Genomic DNA, 21697 nt, shown 5'->3' with positions numbered 1-21697 from the left:
GAAATAACAACTTGCCTTGAGATGATGAAAAGTCTCAAACAGAATGTAAAAAGTTCAGCAACCATTGTTATTTCATTAGGAAGCCATTTCATTATAATGTTATAGTGAAATGGCTTTTTTTATGCCAGAAACAGTAGTTTTTAGGTGCTTCTTCGGCCTTGCACCTATGAAAAAAGCTTTAAAAATGGTAAATTGCACGACCTTATTATAAAATAATACCCACCATAATATGACACAGAAAACCAAGATTATCTATACCAAGACCGATGAGGCTCCTGCCCTGGCAACATATTCATTACTTCCCATTGTACAGTCTTTCACAAAAGCGGCTAACGTAGACCTGGAAACCAAGGACATCTCCCTTGCTGGAAGGATCCTTTCCCAGTTTCCCGAAAGGCTTTCAGAAGACCAGAAAGTTTCAGATGCACTTGCTGAACTGGGAGATCTTGCCAAGACCCCTGAAGCAAACATCATTAAGCTTCCTAACATTAGTGCCTCCATTCCGCAGTTGAAAGCGGCTATTGAAGAGCTTCAGAAAAAAGGATATTCCCTCCCAAATTACCCCGATGAGCCGAAAAATGACGAGGAAAAAGCGATAAAGGCCAAGTATGATAAAGTAAAGGGTAGCGCGGTGAACCCTGTGCTTAGGGAAGGAAATTCAGATCGCCGGGCACCAAAGGCGGTAAAGAACTACGCGAAGAAACACCCACATTCCATGGGAGAATGGAGTTCAGATTCCAAAACCCACGTGGCTACTATGGGAGAAAATGATTTTCGTTCTAATGAAAGGTCGGTCACTCTTCCAGATGCTACAACCGTAAAGATTCAGCTGGTTGGAAATTCCGGAGAAACCACAATTCTAAAGGATGACCTTAAGCTACTAAAAGGTGAGATCATTGACGGAACCTTCATGAGCAAAAAAGCTTTGGTAAAGTTCCTGGGTGAGCAGATAAAAGATGCTAAAGACAAAGGCATTCTTTTCTCCCTTCATATGAAGGCTACCATGATGAAGGTATCAGACCCTATCATCTTTGGCCATGCGGTAAAGGTATTCTTTAAAGACGTTTTTGAGAAGTATTCTGAAGAATTGAATCAAGCCGGAGCTGATCCTAACAGCGGACTTGGAGATGTGCTGAGCGCTATTAGCAAACTTCCGGAAGATAAGCGGAACGAGATCGAAAAGGCCATTGAAAATGACCTTCAAGAAGGTCCGGACCTGGCTATGGTGAATTCAGATAAAGGCATTACCAACCTGCATGTACCAAGTGATGTGATCATTGACGCCTCTATGCCGGCGATGATCCGTACTTCTGGGCAGATGTGGAATAAGAATAACGAAACCCAGGACACCAAAGCAGTAATTCCGGACAGCAGCTATGCCGGAGTTTACCAGACTACAATTGAATTCTGTAAAAAGAACGGCGCTTTTGATCCTACCACAATGGGTACTGTGCCTAACGTGGGATTAATGGCCCAAAAGGCTGAAGAATATGGATCTCATGACAAAACCTTTGAAATTCCGGAAGACGGAAAAGTACAGGTGATCACCGCCAACGGAGACCTGCTGATGGAGCATACCGTTGAAAAAGGTGATATCTGGAGAATGTGCCAGACCAAGGACGCGCCGGTGCAGGATTGGGTCAAACTTGCCGTGAACCGCGCAAGAGCGACTAACACCCCTACCGTTTTCTGGCTGGATAAGAACAGGGCTCATGATGCCGAACTGATCAAAAAAGTTAACGAGTATTTGCCGCAGCACGATACTTCTGGGCTTGATATAAGAATTCTTTCTCCTGAAGCAGCTACGCAATTCACCCTTGAACGCCTTAAAGCCGGAAAAGACACTATTTCGGTTACCGGAAATGTGTTGAGAGATTACCTTACAGACCTTTTCCCTATCCTGGAACTGGGAACCAGCGCGAAAATGCTTTCTATCGTTCCTCTTATGAACGGTGGAGGATTGTTCGAGACCGGAGCCGGTGGTTCTGCGCCTAAGCATGTTCAACAGTTCGTGGAAGAAGGGCATTTGAGATGGGATTCCCTGGGAGAATTCCTGGCCCTGGCCGTTTCTCTTGAACATTTAGGAGAAAAATACGGAAATGAAAGAGCGTTAGTTCTTGCTGATGCATTAGACAAGGCAACTGAAGAATTCCTGGAGAAGGACAAATCCCCATCCAGAAAGGTGAATGAGCTGGATAACCGCGGAAGTCATTTTTACCTTGCTTTGTACTGGGCACAAGCCTTAGCCGAACAGGATAAAGACGAGGAGCTAAAAGCTCATTTTTCAAAAATAGCTGAAGAACTGAAGAAGAACGAGGACAAGATCCTTCAGGAGCTGATCGATGCTCAGGGATCAAAGGTAGACATTGGCGGATATTACAAACCTGAAGATGGCCTGGCCAGTAAAGCCATGAGACCAAGCGAGACCCTGAACAGGATACTTGCAGGTAAATGACTTTTACTTTATTAAAATAGAAAGGGCCGGAAAATTTCCGGCCCTTTCTAATTCATAGCAATTTTTCTTTATTAAAACTTGAGATTCACATCTAATACAAAGTTGTTATTAATGGTGTTGTCCCCAAGATTTGAGAAGAAACTTCCGGAACCGTAACGGATACCATACTTGGTCCTGTCTATCACCACCTTTGCGGTAGCAGTACCTTCTTCCACCTGCATGTTAAAAGTCACCGGCTCTGTCTTTCCTTTAATGGTAAGGTCTCCTGTCACCTCATACTCATCACCCTCTAACGGCTTAACTTCAGTGATCACCAGTTTTGAAGTGGAGAATTTGTTCACTCCGAAGAAATCGTCATCGTTAAGGTGATTTTCAAGCTTGGTCTTGTATTCTCCTGTGAGATCGGTCACCACGATAGTGTTCATATCCATTACGAATTCTCCCCCCGCCAGCTGACCTTCTTCTGTAAGGTTTAAGAATCCCTCCTTCAGCTGAATGTTTCCTGTGTGCGTCGCACCGGTGATCTTCTTACCTGTCCACTCTATCGTGCTTGCCTCTACGTCTACCTGCTTTTTAATGGTAGTGAATGAAAGGGTTGTAAAAATAAGAACCGGGGCTGCTGCGCTCATTAATCTGTTTTTCATTTTTCTCTGATTTTAAAGTTAATTTTGGTTTCTATCTAGTATTCGTCTATACATTAGTTGTATAGACAAATGTTATCGTAAAATTTTTTATTCTTTCAATTTTTGTAAAAGCTCTACTAAAGCATTCACTTCGTTGGGGGTCAGATTGCTCATCAATTGTTCTTCTGTTTTGTCTATAACCACGTCAAGTTCCTTAAGCAGCTCCAATCCCTCCGAAGTAATCGTCAATTCGATCATTCTCCTGTTGTTGGGACAAATGATCCTATCCACCAGGCCTTTTTTCAGCAGTTTGTCTACCAGCCTGGTCGTATTGCTCATCTTGTGTATCATCTTATCATTGACACAGGCCAAGGAAGCAGGCTTCCCCTTCTGCCCCCGCAGGATACGCAACACGTTGAATTGCGCTATTGAAAGCTTATAAGGCTTAAGAGCTTCAGAAAGATGGTCCTGCACCCACGTGCCGCTTAGGATCATTTCAATGACCGCCGTACGCGTTAAAAGTGATTGATCTTTATTTTCCATCGCTCCCATTGCTGTAATTACAACATTTGTATGTACAAATATATTATTGTAAACTTAATTCCACAAATAATTTCAGGAAAAAATTTTATTTCCTTTTGATAATAAGGTCTGCGATCTGAAGGGTTCTTTTTACCTGATGATTGACTGCCGCCTTGATCTGTTCATTAAGGTGATTTTTCCCTGCGGTCACACTAACTCCATAAGGATTACCACCGGCTTTGAACATGACTTCATCTGTATAACCCGGGGTTACGACTAAAGCTCCCCAGTGAAACATTGTCTTGTATAACGAAAGGAGTGTAGACTCTTGTCCACCATGAAGATTGGCTGCACTGGTCATTCCTGAAACCACTTTATTAGCCAGTTTGCCCGACGACCACAAACCTCCTGTCATATCCAGGAATTGTTTGAACTGGGATGGTAGATTTCCATAACGAGTAGGTGCGCTGAAAATATAAGCATTTGCCCACTCCAGGTCATCCATAGTGGCTTCCTCCACGTCTTTGGTTTCTTCTACATGTTTTTTCCAATCTTCGTTTTCCGCTATTGCTTCTTTGGGAGCGGTCTCTTTGACCTTTCGCAACCGCACCTCCCCTACGCCGGCTTCCTTGGCTGCTTCAACCGCCCACTGAGCCAGTTGATGATTGATTCCTGTTGAACTGTAATAAATAACTACAAGTTTTACATCTTTCATAACTGTTTGATTTTATGCTGATTTCTGCTATTATAAATTACGATTCACTGAGGTAAATTTTATTAAACTTATTATAAACCTGGATAACCCTCCTTTCTGAAAAGAGCAAAAAAAATCCCCGATCTCTCGGGGACTCTTTAAAATCATTTTCAGATCTTATTTTTCCATTGCAGCAGCTACGCCTGCAGAAAGTCTTTTGTAAGTACCATTTTCAAGACGCTCGCGTATTGCGGCAAATGCTCTAAGTGTTTCCTCCACGTCTTCAAGGGTGTGAGTTGCGGTTGGGATCAATCTAAGCAAGATAAGTCCCTTCGGAATTACCGGGTACACCACGATTGAACAGAAGATTCCGTGATTTTCCCTTAGGTCCTTTACTAAAGCCATAGCTTCAGGAATACTTCCTTTAAGGTAAACCGGAGTCACACAACTTTGGGTAGTTCCAATATCAAAACCTCTTTCTTTAAGTCCCCTTTGAAGGGCATTCACGTTCTCCCATAGCTTCTCTTTAAGCTCTGGCATGGTACGAAGCATCTCCAGACGTTTCAATGCTCCAACAACCAATTGCATTTGAAGGGATTTCGCAAACATTTGGGAACGCAAATTGTATTTCAAGTAGTCAATGATCTCCTTATCGGCTGCAATAAAAGCTCCCGTACTCGCCAAAGATTTGGCAAAAGTAGCAAAGTACACATCTATTCCATCCTGAACTCCCTGCTCCTCTCCTGCTCCAGCACCGGTAGCTCCAAGAGTTCCAAATCCGTGAGCGTCATCAACGAACAGACGGAAATCGTACTTTTCCTTAAGCGCTACGATCTCTTTAAGTTTCCCCTGCTCTCCACGCATTCCGAAAACCCCTTCAGAGATCACCAGGATACCTCCCCCGGTCTGCTCTACGATCTTCTCTGCTCTTTGCAGGTTCTTTTCAATACTCTCCAGGTCATTATGCTTATAGGTGAATCTTTGCCCCAGGTGAAGACGCACCCCGTCAATGATACAAGCGTGCGCATCTACGTCATAAACAATAACATCCTTCTTTGAAACAAGGGCATCAATGGTAGAAACCATCCCCTGGTACCCAAAGTTCAGCAAATAAGCAGCTTCTTTACTTACAAATGATGCCAATTCATCCTGAAGTTTCTCGTGCAGATCTGTATGCCCGCTCATCATCCTGGCTCCCATTGGATAGGCTGAACCGTATTTTGCGGCAGCTTCGGCATCCACCTTTCGCACTTCCGGATGGTTAGCCAATCCCAGGTAGTCATTGATACTCCAGGTAATGACATCCTGACCTCTAAACTTCATTCGGTTAGAAATAGGACCTTCCAGTTTTGGGAAAACGAAGTAGCCTTCGGCCTGTTCTGCCCATTTTCCTAATGGTCCTTTATCCTTGTATATCTTGTCAAATAAATCTGCCATTTTATAATTTTTTTAACTTACTGCAAAAGTAATAAATTAATAACAACCTCATAATTTGTTTTCCCTCAGAACGCTGAAAAACACCTCTTCATACATAATTTAACACTAAATCCTTTTTCAGAAATCAGGGCAGAAAGATCTACTTAAAAGGGAAAAATTTAAGAAACTATTCCCGCATAAGCAGTGCCAAAAAAACTTGGAGAGGTAATGTAAGCTGAAGAAAGCTATTTTACGAATTCGATCCTGTTGGTGGTCTTTTCGTGTTTGCTGTCAAAGAAGCCCTGTTCGTTCATCCACTCGTCACTGTAGACCTTGCTCATGTAGCGCGAACCATGGTCTGGGAAGATAACAACCACCCGACTGTTTTCGTCAAACTCTCCTTCTTCGGCAAGTTGCTTCACCCCCTGTACGGCAGCACCGCTGGTGTACCCTACAAAAAGACCTTCGGTCTTGGCGATTTCCCGTGCAGTATGGGCACTGTCCTCATCGGTCACCTTGATGAATTTGTCTATGCTTTCAAAATCTGTGGCGGTTGGGATAAGGTTTTTTCCAAGGCCTTCTATCCTGTACGGATAGATCTCCGCAGAATCGAACTCCCCGGTTTCATGGTATTTCTTCAGCACAGAACCATAAGCGTCAATTCCAATAATTCGGATATCGGGATTCTGTTCCTTCAGGTATTTCGCAGTTCCAGAAATGGTTCCGCCGGTTCCGCTACAGGCTACAAGGTGAGTGATCTTTCCTTCGGTCTGTTTCCAGATCTCAGGTCCTGTAGATTTGATATGAGCTTCGATATTAAGCTCATTGAAGTATTGGTTGATATATACCGAACCCTTTATCTCGTCGTGCATTCTCTTTGCAACCTGATAATATGAACGAGGATCATCTGCCGACACGTGCGCCGGACAAACATAAACCTTTGCTCCCATTGAGCGCAGCATATCTATCTTATCTTGTGAGGACTTGGAGCTTACCGCAAGGATGCAGTCATAACCTTTTATGATGCTCACCATTGCGATACTAAAACCAGTATTACCTGAAGTGGTTTCAATAATGGTATCCCCGGGTTTAAGAATGCCTTTTTTCTCGGCTTCTTCTATAATGTAAAGTGCAATTCTATCTTTGGTGGAGTGTCCGGGATTAAAGGCTTCTACTTTGGCGAAGAAATCACCTTTGAAATCCTGAGTGATCCTGTTTAACTTGATAAGGGGGGTGTTACCTATTAACTGCAACACGTTATCGAATACCTGTAAATCCTCTCTCATAAATTGAAGTTATCTACAATAATCCTGCTTGTTAGGAAATCACCAAACACGATTACAAAACGCAGCAAATTTAAGTCAAATATTTTAATTATTGGTCAATTCCTTCCAAATCCAGCAGAAAAGCATACTCTTCGGCGACCTCTTTGAGTGCCTCAAAACGCCCGGATGCACCTCCGTGTCCTGCCTCCATATTGGTGTGGAACAGCAACTTATTGTCATCTGTTTTAAGCTCTCTTAACTTGGCCACCCATTTGGCAGGTTCCCAGTATTGCACCTGCGAATCATGAAGCCCGGTAGTGACCAGCATGTTGGGATAATCCTGCGCCACCACGTTATCGTATGGGGAGTAGGATTTCATGTATTCATAATATTCCGGAATATTTGGATTTCCCCACTCGTCATATTCGCCCGTGGTAAGAGGAATGGTCTCATCAAGCATAGTGGTCACCACATCAACAAAGGGCACAGCAGCGATGATCCCGTTATAAAGTTGCGGGGCAATGTTCGCAACCACGCCCATCAGCATCCCCCCTGCAGAACCTCCGCTGGCATAAAGATGCTCTGGAGAAGTATATTTTTCACTGATCAAGTGTTTTGAGCAGTCCACAAAATCGGTGAAGGTGTTTTTCTTTTTCAGCAGCTTTCCTTCCTCATACCAGTTCCTGCCCATGTACTCTCCTCCCCTAATGTGGGCGAGCACAAAGATGAACCCCCTGTCCAGAAGACTTAATCTGGCCGTGGAAAAATAAGGGTCTATGGTAGAACCATAAGAACCATAGGCATATTGCAACACCGGATTTGTTCCATCCTTCTTCAGACCTTTCCTGTGCACCAGGGTCATTGGAATTTTCTCTCCATCACGGGCTGTAGCCCAGATGCGTTCAGAAACGTAATTCTCTTTTCTGAATTTCCCTCCAAGCACTTCCTGCTCCTTTTTCACCTCCTTTTCCCGGGTCTTCATGTTGAAATCTACAACCTGCGTGGGAGTGGTAAGGGAATTATAGGTATAGCGAAGGATGTCTGTGTCAAAATCAGGATTGGTTCCGGTATAGGCGGTGTAGGTTTCGTTATCAAAGGGAAGGAAATAGCCGTCAGAACCATCCCATCTGCTTATGTAGATCTTGTTAAGACCATCACTTCTTTCGCTCACTACCAGGTATTCCTTAAAAAGGTCTATGTCCTCCAGCAGCACTTCGTCACGTTGGGCGATCACATCAACCCAATTCTCCTGGCCGGTTGCCGTCACAGGAGTTTTCATCAGCTTAAAGTTTGTAGCCCCGTCTTTATTGGTAAGTATATAAAAATGATCCTGGTAATGCGAGATACTGTATTCCACTCCCCTTATCCTGGGCTGTACCACCCTGAAGGTTCCATCGGGATCATCGGCATCAAGGAACCGGTATTCAGAGGTAAGCGTACTATCAGATCCTATAATGAGGTATTTGTCAGATTTTGATTTATACACATACGTATGAAAAGCCTCATCTTCCTCAAAGAAAACCAGCTCATCCTGCTTTGGGTCTGTTCCAAGCCTGTGTTTATAGATCTTATCACTCCTAAGCGTTTCCTCATCTTTACGGGCGTAAAAAAGGGTTTTATTGTCATTTGCCCAGGTAGACCCGCCGGTAGTGGTCTTGATCTTCACCGGAAGTATCTCCCCGGTTTCGAGGTTCTTGATCTGTATGGTATATTTTCTGCGGCTCACGGTATCCACGGCAAAGGCAATGAGCTTGTTGTCGGGACTAACATTGAGGCCGCCAAGACGGTAATAATCATAACCTTTTGCCATCTCGTTTACGTCAAAAAGGATCTCTTCGGGGGCATCTAAAGTTTCCTTTTTCCGGGAGTATATCGGGTAATCCTTCCCGGTTTCATAGCGGGTGATATACCAGTAACCATTGAGTTTATAAGGAACAGAAGAATCATCTTCCTTGATGCGCCCTTTCATTTCCTCAAAAAGGTTCTCCTGAAGGCCCTTTGTATGGGCGGTCATTTTTTCGTTATAGTAATTTTCCCGGTTCAGGTAATCGATCACTTCAGGATTGTCCCTTTCCCTTAGCCAGAAATAATTATCTATCCTTCCATCTCCATGCTTCTCAAGCTTTACGGGTGATTTTTTGGCTTTTGGGGGAATGATCTCTTTTTCGGCAACTTTCATTTTCTCAATTTTTAACCAGCGACAAAGGTAAGATTTCTAATAAAGAAAACTTAAAACACGGCACATCGGTTAAGCGTAAGGTCTATTTTGGTATTTTTGTTGTATTACAATTTAAAAAGAATACTATGTTTGGAGATATGATGGGCATGATGAATAAGATCAAAGAGACCCAAAAGAAAGTTGAGGAAACCAAAGAACGATTAAATACCGTCCTTCTTGACGAGCAGTCCAGCGACGGTTTGCTAAAGGTCACCATCACCGCCAACAGGGAGATCAAGAGCATCAACATTGCAGACGAACTGTTGGAAGACAAGGAGCAGCTGGAAGATTACCTGATCCTTACCCTTAACAAAGCCGTTAAGAAAGCCACCGAAGTGAACGAAGCCGAACTGGCTGCCGTTGCAAAGGAAGGCATGCCCGACATTCCGGGAATGAACGATATGCTGAAGTAATTTATCAGCCCAAAAAAAAAGGTCGGTCAAAAAACTGCATTTTTGACCGGCCTTTTTTTGTTTTCTGCTGTTACAGCTTTACCGATCGCAGCACTTCAAGAAATCTCTGGTGCATTTCTTCGGAATAGTCTAAATGGGTCACGATCCTTAATTTACCCTGCCCCATGTTGCTGATCCTTATCTTTTCTTCCTGAAGCTTTTTCATGAACTTAGCTTCATCTGAAGCATTCTGCAGGTAAAATATTACGATATTGGTTTCTACCGGCTCCACTTCGTTCACGTAAGCCTGTCCCCGCAGGACCTCTCCGATCTCTGAAGCTCTTTTGTGGTCCTGTGCCAATCGCTCCACGTGATTATCCAGGGCATAGATCCCTGCCGCAGCCATAAACCCTATCTGCCGCATACCGCCACCCAGAACTTTTCTTACCCGCATGGCATTTTTCATGACCTTTTTATTCCCAATAAGCACAGATCCCATGGGCGTCCCCAGGCCTTTTGACAAACACACAGAGATGGTATCGAATATCTTCCCGTAATCTCTTGGATCTTCTTTCTTTGCCACCAAAGCATTGAAAAGTCGGGCCCCATCCAGGTGCAATCCCAGGTTATGCTTATCACATACCTTTTTGATCTTTTTGATCTCCTTCAGGTCATAACAGGCTCCCCCGCCTTTATTGGTAGTATTTTCCAGGCAAACGAGAGTCGTCAGCGGGCTATGGTAAAAATCGGGTGGATTGATATTTTCCTCCACCTGTTCGGCAGTGATCATTCCGCGGTCCCCGTCTACAAGTTTACAGGAAACCCCGCTGTTGAAGGAGGCTCCGCCGCCTTCGTAATTGAACACATGCGCCCATTTATCGCAGATAAGCTGTTCTGCCGGCTGAGTGTGCAACTTAATGGCGGCCTGGTTAGCCATGCTTCCGGTCGGGAAGAACAGAGCCTCATCCATCCCGAACATTTTTGCCAGTTTCTGCTCCAGTTCATTTACCGTCGGGTCCTCTTTATATACGTCGTCTCCCACCTCTGCGCTCATAATGGCCTGCAGCATGCCAGTGGTAGGTTTGGTCACCGTATCACTTCTTAGATCTATTTCTTTCATATTGATTTTATTTAAATTATCCCTCACACATAATGCTTCCAATCGGCGAACCATCAGGAATTTTAGGTGCTATGGGTTGTACTTTATAGGCAGCAGGATCTCTGCGGAAGTTCTCTATCTCCAGCAACATCTGCTGGTGGATCACATTGGGATTTCTTTCAAGCCAAGCCTCCAGGTCGTTGATCACCTTATTGGTTTCAGCCTTTACCTGCGGAATGGAATTATCATTGACGGCCAGGGCCATCAAATGCTGCAGCACATTAAAATTGATGCTGTTCTGCACTTTTTGAAGGTATTCATCTTTTTTTGTTTTCTGAATGGTTCCTGAAACCAGCTTTTCAAGTACTTCCCTCAGGCCGGGTTGATCAGGATAGATCGCATTTTGCTGCACCAGCCTGGCAGCCCTTTCGGGATGCAAAAGCAAACTTAGGGTAAATTCACTGGCTGTAGCCGCTGCGCCCAGGGCATCAAAGGCCACTCCTGTATTTGATTGAAAAGATTCCCTACTTCTAGCGTATCGGTAGGCACGCGGCGGGAAAAGATCAAGTTTTTCTTTTGGAATGGCCAGCACTTCCGCAGAAAGCGTGTGCAACACCTCCTCTAAAGCCTCTTTTTGAAGCCGCTTTTCCAGCACCTGAAAAGTATCTTCCTCCCCTCCTTTTACGGCATAATTATAATCCAGCCCGCCAATTAACTTAACAGCCGCTTCAGTTTGATACCGGTGCAGGAAATACAATGGAACAAAAACATCTTCCAGCACAGAGAAAGGCTCATTGGTCCTAATATTATCTTCGGAAAAATTCTGAATAGCCACTTTTCTCACTTCCAAAACATCTTCCAGCTCCTCAACTGCGCTTTTTCCGTTATCCCATAAATGGGCATTGACATGCGCTCCTCCCGAAGCACGGGCATCACTATCTGTAATGAATTGCAATCCATTCGCTGTTGCTTCGGAAATAACCTTGTTCAAAAATGCCCTTTCCGAAATATTTTCAGGAACATCAGCGTAGCTGTATTTCACCGTCACCTTGTCCCACTCTCCAATGCCGGTATCGTAAGCTTCAGTCATATCGATTTTTCCATCTTTCAATCTAAACTGAGGGTGAGGATAATCCATCACTGAGGCACGGGCATTCACACTGGCCGCGAAATTGTGGGCAAAGCCAAGGGTATGACCTACCTCGTGGGCAGAAAGCTGCCTGATCCTGGCCAGGGCCATCTCCAGCATCTTTTCATGGTTCTCATCATTTTCTTCAAAAGGTTTGTTTATGAGAGCCTGGGCGATCAAGAAATCCTGCCGAATGCGCAGACTTCCCAGGCTTACATGGCCTTTTATGATCTCGCCCGTTCGCGGATCTACCACACTTGCTCCATAACTCCATCCCCTGGTTGAACGGTGAACCCACTGGATGACATTGTAGCGAACATCAAGCGGATCGGCGTCTTTGGGCAAGATCTTCACCTGGAAGGCATTTTTATAACCAATATTCTCAAAGGCCTCATTCCACCAGCGGGCTCCATCCAATAATGCCGATCGCACCGGTTCTGGGGTTCCCGGATCAAGGTAGTAAACAATAGGCTCTACCGGTTCGCTCACAGCTGCACCTGGATCTTTCTTCTCAAGCCTGTGGCGAATGGCAAACCTTTTTAAAATAGGTTCGTGAACAGGAGCTGCATAATCGTAATACGCAATAGGAATAGCCCCGCTGCGAGGATCGAAGATCCTCTTTTGGTAATTGTCATCAGGTAGTTTCACAAAGGAATGATGCTGTAGTACAGAAAGGCTGCTGCGGTCCGGCAAAACTTCTCTTAAGGTCGAACTTTTGGCTTCCCCGCTAAAAGTCAGCAGGGCTTCAAATTCAACATTTTCGGGAAAAGCCTCTGTGCGCTCCAGGGAAAGCGCGCTTCTGGTTTTATCCAGGCTGAAGTTTCCATGCTTGCCACGGCTTATCTTTTGAGATACCCCATGGGCATCCTGCAGCAGGAAGGGGGTTAGATCAATAATATAGGTATTAACCTTCTTTTCCTTGATCTCAAATCCGTAAAGCACTGAAAACGAGAAAGCTTCCTCCACGCTTTTTTTCTCCTGTAAATTATCTGTTAGCGCCCTGTATTTTTGATTGGGCTGCACCAAAAGCAGTTTGTTGCCTGCTTTCCTGAATTCCACAATCACTCCGTCGCCCAACTGCCCCCTGTCCAATCCGACATCGTTAGAGCCCACGCCGGTGGTAAGAAAATGGGTGTACAGGAACGGCTCGTTCAGGTCTTTTACTTCCAGATATATCTTGTCTTCTGAACCGTCGTAGTAAAAATCGAAGAAACCTTTATATTTTTCCAGATCCTCCTTATCTGTGATTTGAGCGTGGAGGCTAAAAGAAATGAAAAAAGTAAAAAGAAGGTAAAAATGTAGCTTCATGGGACGGATTTTAAGGAAAGCTAAAACTATAAAATATTCGTAAAATAGTTTTCAGGAAACCCCCGAAATTCTATTTTTGCTTAAAATCTTACCTATGGTCAATACAGACACTATTAAGAACCTCAAGGATCGCCTGGTTGCGTTAAGGAGGTATCTTTGACGTTGATGCCAAAAAAATAGAGATAACCAACCTGCAGGAGAAGACCCTTGCTCCCGATTTCTGGAACGACCCAAAAAAAGCCGAAATTCTTGTTAAAGAGCTCAACGCTGAAAAGAAGTGGGTCGATGATTATGAAAAGGCAGTCACGCTTGTAGATGACCTTGAAGTCATTTATGAATTCTACAAAGAAGGAGAAGCCACCCAGGAAGATGTTGATGAACGCCATGAAAAGTCGTTGCAGCTCATCGAAGATCTGGAATTCAAGAACATGCTTTCTGAAGAAGGAGACAGCCTTAGCGCCGTTCTACAGGTAACCGCCGGTGCCGGGGGAACAGAAAGCTGTGACTGGGCCGAAATGCTGATGCGCATGTACTTAAGGTGGGCCGAAAAAAGAGGTTTTAAAGTACGGGAACTGAACTTCCAGGAAGGTGAGGTAGCCGGAGTCAAAACCGTGACCCTGGAAATAGAAGGGGAATATGCTTTTGGATGGCTCAAAGGCGAGAACGGAGTGCATCGACTGGTGCGCATCTCCCCTTTCGATAGCAACGCTAAACGACACACTTCTTTTGCTTCGGTCTATGTATATCCGCTGGCCGACGAATCCATAGAGATAGAGATCAACCCTGCCGATATTTCCTGGGAGACCATGCGTTCATCGGGTGCGGGAGGTCAGAACGTCAATAAAGTGGAAACCGCCGTACGATTGAGGCACGCCCCTTCAGGGATCGTCATAGAAAATTCGGAGACCCGCTCACAGCTGGACAACAAGACCAAAGCCATGCAGTTGTTGAAAAGTCAGCTGTACGAGATCGAACTTCAGAAGCAACAGGCACAGCGAAGAGAGATCGAAGATTCAAAAATGAAGATCGAATGGGGCTCCCAGATCAGGAACTACGTAATGCACCCATATAAACTGGTCAAAGATGTGAGAACGGGAGAAGAAACCGGGAATGTGGACAGCGTCATGGACGGTGACATTGACAGTTTCCTTAAATCCTATCTCATGATGATGGGTCAAAAAGTTGAAGAATAATTGTAAATTCAGGGGCCGGAAATTCTCCGGCCCTTTGAAAATATAAATACGAGATAAATGCTAACTATCTATCACAATCCGCGTTGTAAAAAATCAAGAGAAGGTTTTGAACTGGTAAAAGAATCAGGGCAAGATTTTGAAGTACGTGAATATTTAAAAGAACCTGTCACTGAAGAGGAACTTTCAGAACTTCTGGAGCAGTTGGGAATGGCTCCCATAGAGCTGGTGAGAACCGATGAAAAGATCTGGAAAGAGAACTACAAAGGGAAAGACCTCAGCGATGACGAACTGGTTAGAGTGATGGTTCAACATCCAAAATTGATCCAGCGGCCTATAGTGGTCAAGGAAAATAAGGCTGTAGTAGGCAGGCCGGCTACTAAAATTTCAGATTTGCTTGGTTAACAAGTTTTTACACAGAAAAAGGAAGATTTAACCTTGGATTAACCTGCTCAATTCCCTATCTTATTTACTTTTAACCAAAGTATCTAACATGAGATTGAACAGGAAATACCGGTTATTGATCGTCTTTACCATTTCTTTTATGGCAACTGCCGCTGTGGTAGCCCAGAACATCACTCAACATGATCCTGACAAACAGCTAAGGGAAGCTGCCCGGGAAGCTACGCAGTACTGGGAAAAAGAATTAAGCCTTACTGCCAAACAGGCCAATTTGATGGAAAAGAAGATCATTGAATTCGCCATTAAAAAGAACAAGCTCATCCAGTCTAAAATGCGGGAAGAGGCCAAAACGAAACGTTTACGCCGGCTGCAGGAGCTTGAGTACAAAGACATGAGAGACATTCTCACCGGCCCTCAATACGAGCGGTACCTCTCCCTTTCCAAAGAACGCATCCGCAAACAGAACAGGAGACACTAAATTTTTGTTGAATTTTCATGATCCCGGTTTAAACCCTTTGTTCTTTTTCTTGTCCAAGAACAAAAAACCAGTATGATCACGAATCGACCCTGGCAGCTATGGTGTAGCGCCTTTATTTTTCTATTATTTTCTTCTTTTAATCTTCTTGCGCAGCAGACTTCCGAAATGCCTCGCTACACGGTAACGGGAAAAGTTACAGATGAAGGCGGCATTCCTTTGGAATATGCGACCATTTCATTTCAAAGTACCAGGAATCCGGAACAACTTACCGGAGGGATTACAGATCCGCAGGGAAATTTTGCAATAGAGGTACCCAGGGGCACTTATAACATCAACATTGAATTCATTTCTTTTGAACCCAAGAATTTCGCAAACCGTCAGATAAATTCTGACCTGGACATGGGCACCATCGTTTTAGGAATGGCCGCCGGGGAGCTGGATGAGGTCGTGGTAACAGCCGAAACCACTCAGGTAGAGGTCAGGTTGGACAAGAAAATATATAACATTGGGAAAGACCTCACCACAGCCGGGGGAACCGTGGCCGACGCCCTGAACAACGTACCATCGGTTTCTGTAGATATAGAAGGAGGCATCAGCCTTCGTGGAAATGAGAACGTTCGAATCCTTATCAATGGAAAACCTTCGGCAATGGCAGGCTTCGGTAATACCGATGTGCTGTCACAGCTTCCGGCCGAAGCTATTGAACGTGTAGAGGTGATCACTTCCCCTTCAGCAAGATATGACGCCGAAGGTACCGCCGGTATACTAAACATTATCCTCAAAAAAGAGAAAACCCTTGGCTTTAACGGCTCAGTTTCAGCACGAGTAGGACACCCAGACCAGGTTGGACTTTCAGCAAATGTCAACTACAGGACCAATAAATTCAACCTTTTCAACACTACCGGATTCCGCTATTTCGACGCCCCGGGTATGGCATATTCCGATACCCGTTATTTTGAATACACCGATGCTGATGGAGAGCTGGTCACTCCTTCTTTTGACCGGCTTATTGAGGACAGGCAAATGGATAGGCTGAATAGAAATTTCTATACCAGCCTGGGAATGGAGTATTATCTCACCGACAGATCTTCTATTACCGCGACCGGTTTCTACAGGTATGGCGAGGACGAAGACCTTACTACAAATAACAGTTTGGCATTTAAGGACGGTATGCTGGAGACCCTGAGAAAGGAAAACCAGATAGAAGACGATAACAGTTACCAGATCGCCCTGAATTACATCAATAAATTCAATGACAGCGGACACCAGCTTACGGCCGACCTTCAGTACGAAAGAGACGAAGAAACCCAAAATGCGAACATCAATGAGGTCATCCTTTCCAACACCACTTCAGAGCCTGCCCCCTTCTACCCTCTTGAAAGAACTTACACGGAGGAATCTCAGAATGAGATCCTAATCCAAACAGACTACGTTAAACCTATTGGGGAAGACGCGCAGTTTGAAGCCGGATACCGCGGAAACTTTGAAGAAGAGATTACAGATTACCAGCTGCTGTTAGAAAACAGACAGACTGGAGATCTTGAGTTAAGCCCTCTGACAAATATATTTACTTACACCGAGAACGTGAATTCCCTTTATTCTCAATATGGAAATAAATTTGGAGAATTTTCATTCCTTTTGGGGTTAAGACTTGAAAACACTCAGCTGAAAGGAAAGATTGAATCTGAACTTACCGAAGAAGAACTGCAGGAAGAATTCGGGATACCTATTGATACCGATTTTGACAATAACTACCTAGGGTTATTTCCTACAGTGAATCTTATCTACGAATTGGGAGAGCAGGAAAACGTTACTTTGGGGTATAACAGGAGGATCAACAGGCCTCGTGGCTGGTTCATTAATCCATTTCCGTCGAGAGCCAGTAGAACTAACATTTTCCAGGGGAATCCAAATCTGCAACCCGCTTATTCAGATGCCTTTGATCTGGGGTATTTGAAGAGATGGAAAAAACTCACTTTGACCTCTTCAGTTTATTACCAGTACGAAACCGATTCCTTCGAAAGGGTCGAACAAATATCGACTGTTGAAGATGATGAAGGAAATAACAATGAAGTTATCAGGACCATTCCAATTAACCTGGCAACCAACCAGCGGGTGGGGGCTGAAGCAGGTTTACTCTATAACCCGGCGAAATGGCTGCGTTTGAACGGAAGCGTGAACTTCTTCCAGTTCGATACCGAAGGAGAATACAATGGAGTGGACTATAGTGCCAAAAATACCAGCTGGTATGGAAGATTCAGTTCAAAAGTAACACTGCCAGCAAAGATAGACTGGCAAACAAATGCTTTCTATCGCGGAGCTTCGGAAGGAGCACAAACCGAAAGACAGGGTATTTTCATGATAGACATGGCCATGAGCAAGGAATTGTTCAATGACAAAGCCTCTTTGACCCTTAACGTGCGAGACCTGTTGAATTCGAGAAAAAGAGACGCTTATACCCTTACCAAAAGCTTTGAAAGGAACAGCGAATTCCAGTGGAGACAAAGAAGTATCACCCTCTCTTTTACCTACAGGTTCAATCAGCAAAGAAACGAAAGGGAAAGAAGAAGAGGAGAGAACGGAAACGAAGATATGGAAGGAGGAGAAGGAGAATTTTAATTAGTTAATGTTGTTGGTTAGCTCTGAAAAAGCCGTCGTTATTGACGGCTTTTTCTTTTTCTCGATTTTGAACAGGGCACAAAAAAAAAGGACTTTTTCAAGTCCTTTTCTTTATGCTTTTTCATTCTCCAGGCGTTTCTTCTCTTTACGCTCATCCATCATTTCTTTAACCGCCCCTCCAATCCAGTAAGGAATGATTGCAGTTAGGAACAACATTACCCAAAACCCGATGAGTAAGATGATGATGAAGGCTAAAAACCCCAGATATTGATCAAATTCAAACATGATTTCCTTGATTTTTGAATCTTTGCCAAAGATAGAAACTCTGCCAAGTTATCACAACAGTTTTTATTTTATTTTTCACAAGCCTCCCGTGATCTTCAGCTTTTTAAAATAATAGCTTGAAAGCCATTAATTTTATGGCAAATTTCTCCCTGAAATTTTCCTGAAACTGTAAATTTGTATCAAATAATTAACCGTTATGGACTACAGAATCGAAAAAGATACCATGGGGGAAGTCAAAGTCCCTGCCGATAAACTTTGGGGAGCACAAACCGAGCGCTCCAGGAATAACTTTAAAATTGGTGCCCCGGCAAGCATGCCGCTGGAGATCATTTACGGGTTTGCCTATCTTAAAAAAGCTGCGGCTTTTACCAACTGTGAATTAGGAGCCCTTACCGTAGACAAGCGTGACTACATCGCTAAAGTTTGCGATGAGATCCTTGAAGGCAAGCATGACGACCAGTTCCCATTGGTCATCTGGCAAACAGGAAGCGGAACTCAAAGCAATATGAATGTGAACGAGGTGATCGCTAACCGTGCTCATCAACTGGCCGGGAAAAAAATTGGGGAAGGCGAAAAGACCCTGGCTCCCAATGATGATGTGAACAAATCGCAATCTTCAAATGACACCTTCCCAACAGGGATGCACATTGCGGTTTACAAGAAGATCGTGGAAGTGACCATTCCGGGAATTAAACAACTAAGAAATACCCTGAAGAAAAAGGCTGACCAATACAAGGATGTGGTAAAAATAGGGCGTACCCATTTCATGGATGCCACTCCCCTCACCCTTGGCCAGGAATTCAGCGGTTATGTTTCTCAGCTTGACCACGGACTGAACGCCCTGGAAAATACCCTTCCGCACCTTTCTGAACTGGCACTAGGAGGAACAGCTGTAGGAACCGGGTTGAACACTCCAAAAGGATATTCCAAAAGGGTAGCAGAATTCATCGCGAAGTTCACCGAACTTCCGTTCATCTCTGCCCCTAATAAATTTGAGGCCCTTGCTGCGCATGATGCTTTTGTTGAAACCCACGGAGCGCTTAAAACCCTGGCCGTATCTTTGAACAAGATCGCGAACGATATCAGGATGTTGGCTTCGGGGCCAAGAAGCGGGATCGGAGAGATCATTATTCCTGCGAACGAACCGGGCTCTTCTATCATGCCCGGAAAAGTAAACCCTACTCAGGTGGAAGCGCTTACTATGGTTTGTGCCCAGGTGATTGGGAACGATGTGACTATCAATGTGGGTGGTATGCAGGGACAATTTGAGCTGAATGTTTTCAAACCGGTGATGGCTGCCAACATTCTGCAGAGCGCCCAGCTTTTAGGAGATGCCTGCGTATCTTTTGAAGAACACTGTGCCGCGGGGATCGAACCTAATCACCCAAGGATCCAGGAGCTACTAAACAATTCCCTGATGCTGGTAACAGCATTGAACACGAAGATTGGTTACTACAAAGCTGCCGAAATAGCCAACACGGCACATAATAACGGAACGACCTTAAAAGAAGAAGCAGTTAACCTTGGCTATGTGACTGCCGAAGAGTTTGACGAATGGGTAAATCCAAAAGATATGGTTGGAGGCCTCAAATAGGATAGATAACATCATCTTTATAAAAAAATAACCCTCGAAAAAACAATTTTTGAGGGTTATTTTTTTGGATTCCCTTTTCAGGTTCAAATTAATTCTCCTATTTTCACCACCTATTCCCTTACAAACAATGATCAACACAATAGAGCTGGAATTCGCCACTATCAGAATTTACGAAAACCTTATAGTAACCGAATGCAATGAAGGAGTCCTCCTGGACGTACCAAAGAACCGCAAGGTGCTGGAACTCGCCGGCGAGGTATTCAACAATGAAGCTTTTGGATATATCTCCAACCGCATCAATTCATATGCTGTAGATCCCATGGTATACAGGGAAGCAGCTGCTCATCCTCAACTTAAAGCAATAGCCGTTGTTTCTGAAAATGAACTGGCACGCAGCAGCGCCAAACTGGAAAAGCAGTTCTACACCAATAAGAATCCTTTCCAGATCTTTAGCTCCTTAGAAGAAGCTAAGATCTGGATAAGGGAGATCATGGCCCATCAATCCAAAAAGGAATCGGCCAACTGGTAGTTCTCTAAAAATTCTTTTGACTTTTTAATGAAGGGAGCCATGACAACATCCTCCCTCACAAGGGGAACTTCTGCTCTGAACTCTGCCACCATTTTCTCAAGGAATTCCGAAGTTTTATGAGGTTGGCGGTAAGAAAGCGCCTGTGAGGCATTGAACAATTCAATAGCCAGTACGGTAGACACGTTATCAAGCACCTTCAGCAATTTAGTAGCCGCATTGGCACCCATGCTCACATGATCCTCCTGCCCGTTCGAAGACACTATTGAATCCACACTTGCGGGAGAACAAAGCTGCTTGTTTTGGCTTACAATACTTGCAGCAGTATACTGCGGGATCATGAACCCACTGTTAAGTCCGGGAGCGTCCACCAAAAATGCCGGTCCTCTTAATCCCGAAACCAGTTGATAGATCCTCCTTTCAGAAATGTTGGCAAGTTCCGCCATTGCGATCGCCAGGTAATCCAGTGACAATGCCAGAGGTTGTCCATGGAAATTCCCCGCGGAAATGATCTTATCAGCATCCACGAAGATATTTGGATTATCGGTCACCGAATTGATCTCGGTCTTGAAGCATTTGTGTACAAAGCTCAGGGTATCTTTTGTCGCTCCGTGTACCTGCGGAATACACCTGAAAGAATAAGGGTCCTGGACATTTTTTTTGCTCTGTCGGCCGATCTCACTTCCCTCCAGCAAATTCCTGAACCTTTCAGCTGTTTTTACCTGTCCCCTGTGAGGCCTTACCAGGTGTACCAGCTCATCAAAGGGTGACATGTTACAATCATAAGCGTCTACAGACAATGCACCTATGACATCTGCCCACATGGATAGACGGTAAGACTGAAGAAGCGCGTAAATTCCGTGTGCGCTCATGAACTGGGTACCGTTCAGCAGCGCCAGGCCTTCTTTAGACTGGAGTTTTACCGGCTCCCAGTTAAATTTCTTCAAAATTTCTTCGGAAGGAACTATTTTGTCCTCGTAGTAAACTTCACCTTTTCCTATAAGCGGAAGCGATAAATGTGCGAGTGGCGCCAGGTCTCCCGAAGCTCCTAAAGATCCCTGTGAATAAACCACTGGCAACACATCTTCGTTGAAGAAGTCAATAAGCCTTTGCACCGTTTCCAGTGAAGCTCCCGAATGCCCGTAACTAAGGGACTGTATCTTCAGCAGGAGCATAAGCTTTATCACCGGTTTGGAGATCTTCTCCCCTGTTCCGCAGGCATGAGATTTCACAAGGTTTTCCTGAAGACGGGTAAGGTTTTCTGAAGTGATTTTGACATTGCACAAAGAACCGAACCCGGTGTTGATCCCGTAGATAGGGGTTTTGTTCTCTTTCATCTTATCATCGAGATACTTTCGGGCTTTTTCAATGTTCAGCACCGCCTCGTCGCTAAGAGCCAGTTTCTTTTTATTATCGATAATGTCTTTGATCTCCTCCAGGTCTATGACCGAAGAACTTATGTAATGATGATCTTTCATTTAG

18 protein-coding genes are annotated in these 21697 nt (G+C 44.4%); 8 read left to right on the top strand and 10 right to left on the bottom strand.

All coding sequences use genetic code 11. The features are described 5' to 3' along the window. Positions 1 to 229 precede the first annotated feature (229 nt). Complete coding sequence (locus BLS64_RS04885; protein ID WP_093112403.1) at positions 230 to 2455, top strand: NADP-dependent isocitrate dehydrogenase; 2226 nt, start codon at positions 230 to 232, stop codon at positions 2453 to 2455. 71 nt (positions 2456 to 2526) lie between these two features. On the opposite strand, the gene BLS64_RS04880 is transcribed toward BLS64_RS04885, so the two are convergent. From BLS64_RS04880 to BLS64_RS04855, 6 genes are all read right to left on the bottom strand, one after another. Continuing rightward, the gene (locus tag BLS64_RS04880; RefSeq protein WP_093112402.1) at positions 2527 to 3099 is read right to left on the bottom strand and encodes a YceI family protein; all 573 of its coding nucleotides are present in this window, start codon (positions 3097 to 3099) and stop codon (positions 2527 to 2529) included. Positions 3100 to 3186: 87 nt separating this feature from the next. Then, the gene (locus BLS64_RS04875; RefSeq protein ID WP_245693373.1) at positions 3187 to 3621 is read right to left on the bottom strand and encodes a MarR family winged helix-turn-helix transcriptional regulator; all 435 of its coding nucleotides are present in this window, start codon (positions 3619 to 3621) and stop codon (positions 3187 to 3189) included. A gap of 85 nt (positions 3622 to 3706) precedes the next feature. Then, positions 3707 to 4315 (bottom strand): NAD(P)H:quinone oxidoreductase, encoded by a 609-nt coding sequence (wrbA, locus tag BLS64_RS04870; protein WP_093112400.1) that lies wholly within the window; start codon positions 4313 to 4315, stop codon positions 3707 to 3709. 156 nt (positions 4316 to 4471) lie between these two features. Continuing rightward, complete coding sequence (locus BLS64_RS04865; RefSeq protein ID WP_093112399.1) at positions 4472 to 5731, bottom strand: aminotransferase class I/II-fold pyridoxal phosphate-dependent enzyme; 1260 nt, start codon at positions 5729 to 5731, stop codon at positions 4472 to 4474. Between the two features lie 224 nt (positions 5732 to 5955). After that, positions 5956 to 6996 (bottom strand): PLP-dependent cysteine synthase family protein, encoded by a 1041-nt coding sequence (locus BLS64_RS04860; RefSeq protein WP_093112398.1) that lies wholly within the window; start codon positions 6994 to 6996, stop codon positions 5956 to 5958. A gap of 88 nt (positions 6997 to 7084) precedes the next feature. Next, positions 7085 to 9154, bottom strand: coding sequence for a S9 family peptidase (locus tag BLS64_RS04855; protein WP_093112397.1), 2070 nt, complete (start codon positions 9152 to 9154; stop codon positions 7085 to 7087). A 92-nt stretch (positions 9155 to 9246) separates the two neighbouring features. Here BLS64_RS04855 and BLS64_RS04850 point away from each other — a divergent pair, with 92 nt between their 5' ends. Next, positions 9247 to 9606: a YbaB/EbfC family nucleoid-associated protein gene (locus BLS64_RS04850; protein ID WP_256325191.1), complete on the top strand. Its 360-nt coding sequence runs from the start codon at positions 9247 to 9249 to the stop codon at positions 9604 to 9606. A gap of 70 nt (positions 9607 to 9676) precedes the next feature. Here BLS64_RS04850 and BLS64_RS04845 read toward each other — a convergent pair whose 3' ends face one another. Together BLS64_RS04845 and BLS64_RS04840 are read right to left on the bottom strand one after the other, a co-directional pair. Continuing rightward, on the bottom strand, positions 9677 to 10705 hold the full coding sequence (locus BLS64_RS04845) for a threonine aldolase family protein (protein ID WP_093112395.1): 1029 nt from the start codon (positions 10703 to 10705) through the stop codon (positions 9677 to 9679). Positions 10706 to 10721: 16 nt separating this feature from the next. Beyond that, positions 10722 to 13121 (bottom strand): zinc-dependent metalloprotease, encoded by a 2400-nt coding sequence (locus BLS64_RS04840; RefSeq protein WP_093112394.1) that lies wholly within the window; start codon positions 13119 to 13121, stop codon positions 10722 to 10724. Between the two features lie 94 nt (positions 13122 to 13215). On the opposite strand from BLS64_RS04840, the gene prfB reads away from it, so the two are divergent. From prfB to BLS64_RS04820, 4 genes are all read left to right on the top strand, one after another. After that, positions 13216 to 14314 (top strand): peptide chain release factor 2 gene (gene prfB, locus BLS64_RS04835; protein ID WP_143019274.1). Its coding sequence is split into 2 segments (ribosomal slippage): positions 13216 to 13278 and positions 13280 to 14314, totalling 1098 coding nucleotides; the frame shifts between segments, so codons are not numbered across the junction. A gap of 57 nt (positions 14315 to 14371) precedes the next feature. Further along, on the top strand, positions 14372 to 14716 hold the full coding sequence (gene arsC, locus BLS64_RS04830) for an arsenate reductase (glutaredoxin) (protein ID WP_093112392.1): 345 nt from the start codon (positions 14372 to 14374) through the stop codon (positions 14714 to 14716). 88 nt (positions 14717 to 14804) lie between these two features. Next, a complete protein-coding gene (locus BLS64_RS04825; RefSeq protein ID WP_093112391.1) occupies positions 14805 to 15191 on the top strand; it encodes a hypothetical protein in 387 nt (128 codons plus the stop codon). Between the two features lie 72 nt (positions 15192 to 15263). After that, positions 15264 to 17810: an outer membrane beta-barrel family protein gene (locus BLS64_RS04820; RefSeq protein WP_093112390.1), complete on the top strand. Its 2547-nt coding sequence runs from the start codon at positions 15264 to 15266 to the stop codon at positions 17808 to 17810. Between the two features lie 111 nt (positions 17811 to 17921). On the opposite strand, the gene BLS64_RS15165 is transcribed toward BLS64_RS04820, so the two are convergent. Continuing rightward, positions 17922 to 18095, bottom strand: coding sequence for a hypothetical protein (locus tag BLS64_RS15165; RefSeq protein ID WP_093112389.1), 174 nt, complete (start codon positions 18093 to 18095; stop codon positions 17922 to 17924). Between the two features lie 196 nt (positions 18096 to 18291). Between BLS64_RS15165 and fumC the strand changes: the two genes are divergently transcribed. Both fumC and BLS64_RS04805 read left to right on the top strand, forming a co-directional pair. Further along, positions 18292 to 19689: a class II fumarate hydratase gene (fumC, locus tag BLS64_RS04810; protein WP_093112388.1), complete on the top strand. Its 1398-nt coding sequence runs from the start codon at positions 18292 to 18294 to the stop codon at positions 19687 to 19689. A 127-nt stretch (positions 19690 to 19816) separates the two neighbouring features. Then, positions 19817 to 20218: a hypothetical protein gene (locus BLS64_RS04805; RefSeq protein WP_093112387.1), complete on the top strand. Its 402-nt coding sequence runs from the start codon at positions 19817 to 19819 to the stop codon at positions 20216 to 20218. Here the strand turns inward: BLS64_RS04805 and hutH are convergent. After that, positions 20188 to 21693 (bottom strand): histidine ammonia-lyase, encoded by a 1506-nt coding sequence (hutH, locus tag BLS64_RS04800; RefSeq protein ID WP_093112386.1) that lies wholly within the window; start codon positions 21691 to 21693, stop codon positions 20188 to 20190. The two genes, BLS64_RS04805 and hutH, sit on opposite strands and share 31 nt — an antisense overlap. Between the last annotated feature and the right edge of the window lie 4 nt (positions 21694 to 21697).

The sequence above is a fragment of the Salinimicrobium catena genome (assembly GCF_900102915.1).
GTDB classification, from domain to species: Bacteria; Bacteroidota; Bacteroidia; order Flavobacteriales; family Flavobacteriaceae; genus Salinimicrobium; species Salinimicrobium catena.
The sequence above is the reverse complement of the archived record's forward strand: the minus strand, read 5'-3'. Positions and strand labels throughout refer to the sequence as shown.

Bases quoted from the DNA above. Each gene is read 5' to 3' on its own strand.
- BLS64_RS04885 (WP_093112403.1), top strand. From the start codon at position 230: ATGACACAGAAAACCAAGATTATCTATACCAAGACCGATGAGGCTCCT.
- BLS64_RS04880 (WP_093112402.1), bottom strand. From the start codon at position 3,099: ATGAAAAACAGATTAATGAGCGCAGCAGCCCCGGTTCTTATTTTTACA.
- BLS64_RS04875 (WP_245693373.1), bottom strand. From the start codon at position 3,621: ATGGAAAATAAAGATCAATCACTTTTAACGCGTACGGCGGTCATTGAA.
- wrbA (WP_093112400.1), bottom strand. From the start codon at position 4,315: ATGAAAGATGTAAAACTTGTAGTTATTTATTACAGTTCAACAGGAATC.
- BLS64_RS04865 (WP_093112399.1), bottom strand. From the start codon at position 5,731: ATGGCAGATTTATTTGACAAGATATACAAGGATAAAGGACCATTAGGA.
- BLS64_RS04860 (WP_093112398.1), bottom strand. From the start codon at position 6,996: ATGAGAGAGGATTTACAGGTATTCGATAACGTGTTGCAGTTAATAGGT.
- BLS64_RS04855 (WP_093112397.1), bottom strand. From the start codon at position 9,154: ATGAAAGTTGCCGAAAAAGAGATCATTCCCCCAAAAGCCAAAAAATCA.
- BLS64_RS04845 (WP_093112395.1), bottom strand. From the start codon at position 10,705: ATGAAAGAAATAGATCTAAGAAGTGATACGGTGACCAAACCTACCACT.
- BLS64_RS04840 (WP_093112394.1), bottom strand. From the start codon at position 13,121: ATGAAGCTACATTTTTACCTTCTTTTTACTTTTTTCATTTCTTTTAGC.
- arsC (WP_093112392.1), top strand. From the start codon at position 14,372: ATGCTAACTATCTATCACAATCCGCGTTGTAAAAAATCAAGAGAAGGT.
- BLS64_RS04825 (WP_093112391.1), top strand. From the start codon at position 14,805: ATGAGATTGAACAGGAAATACCGGTTATTGATCGTCTTTACCATTTCT.
- BLS64_RS04820 (WP_093112390.1), top strand. From the start codon at position 15,264: ATGATCACGAATCGACCCTGGCAGCTATGGTGTAGCGCCTTTATTTTT.
- BLS64_RS15165 (WP_093112389.1), bottom strand. From the start codon at position 18,095: ATGTTTGAATTTGATCAATATCTGGGGTTTTTAGCCTTCATCATCATC.
- fumC (WP_093112388.1), top strand. From the start codon at position 18,292: ATGGACTACAGAATCGAAAAAGATACCATGGGGGAAGTCAAAGTCCCT.
- BLS64_RS04805 (WP_093112387.1), top strand. From the start codon at position 19,817: ATGATCAACACAATAGAGCTGGAATTCGCCACTATCAGAATTTACGAA.
- hutH (WP_093112386.1), bottom strand. From the start codon at position 21,693: ATGAAAGATCATCATTACATAAGTTCTTCGGTCATAGACCTGGAGGAG.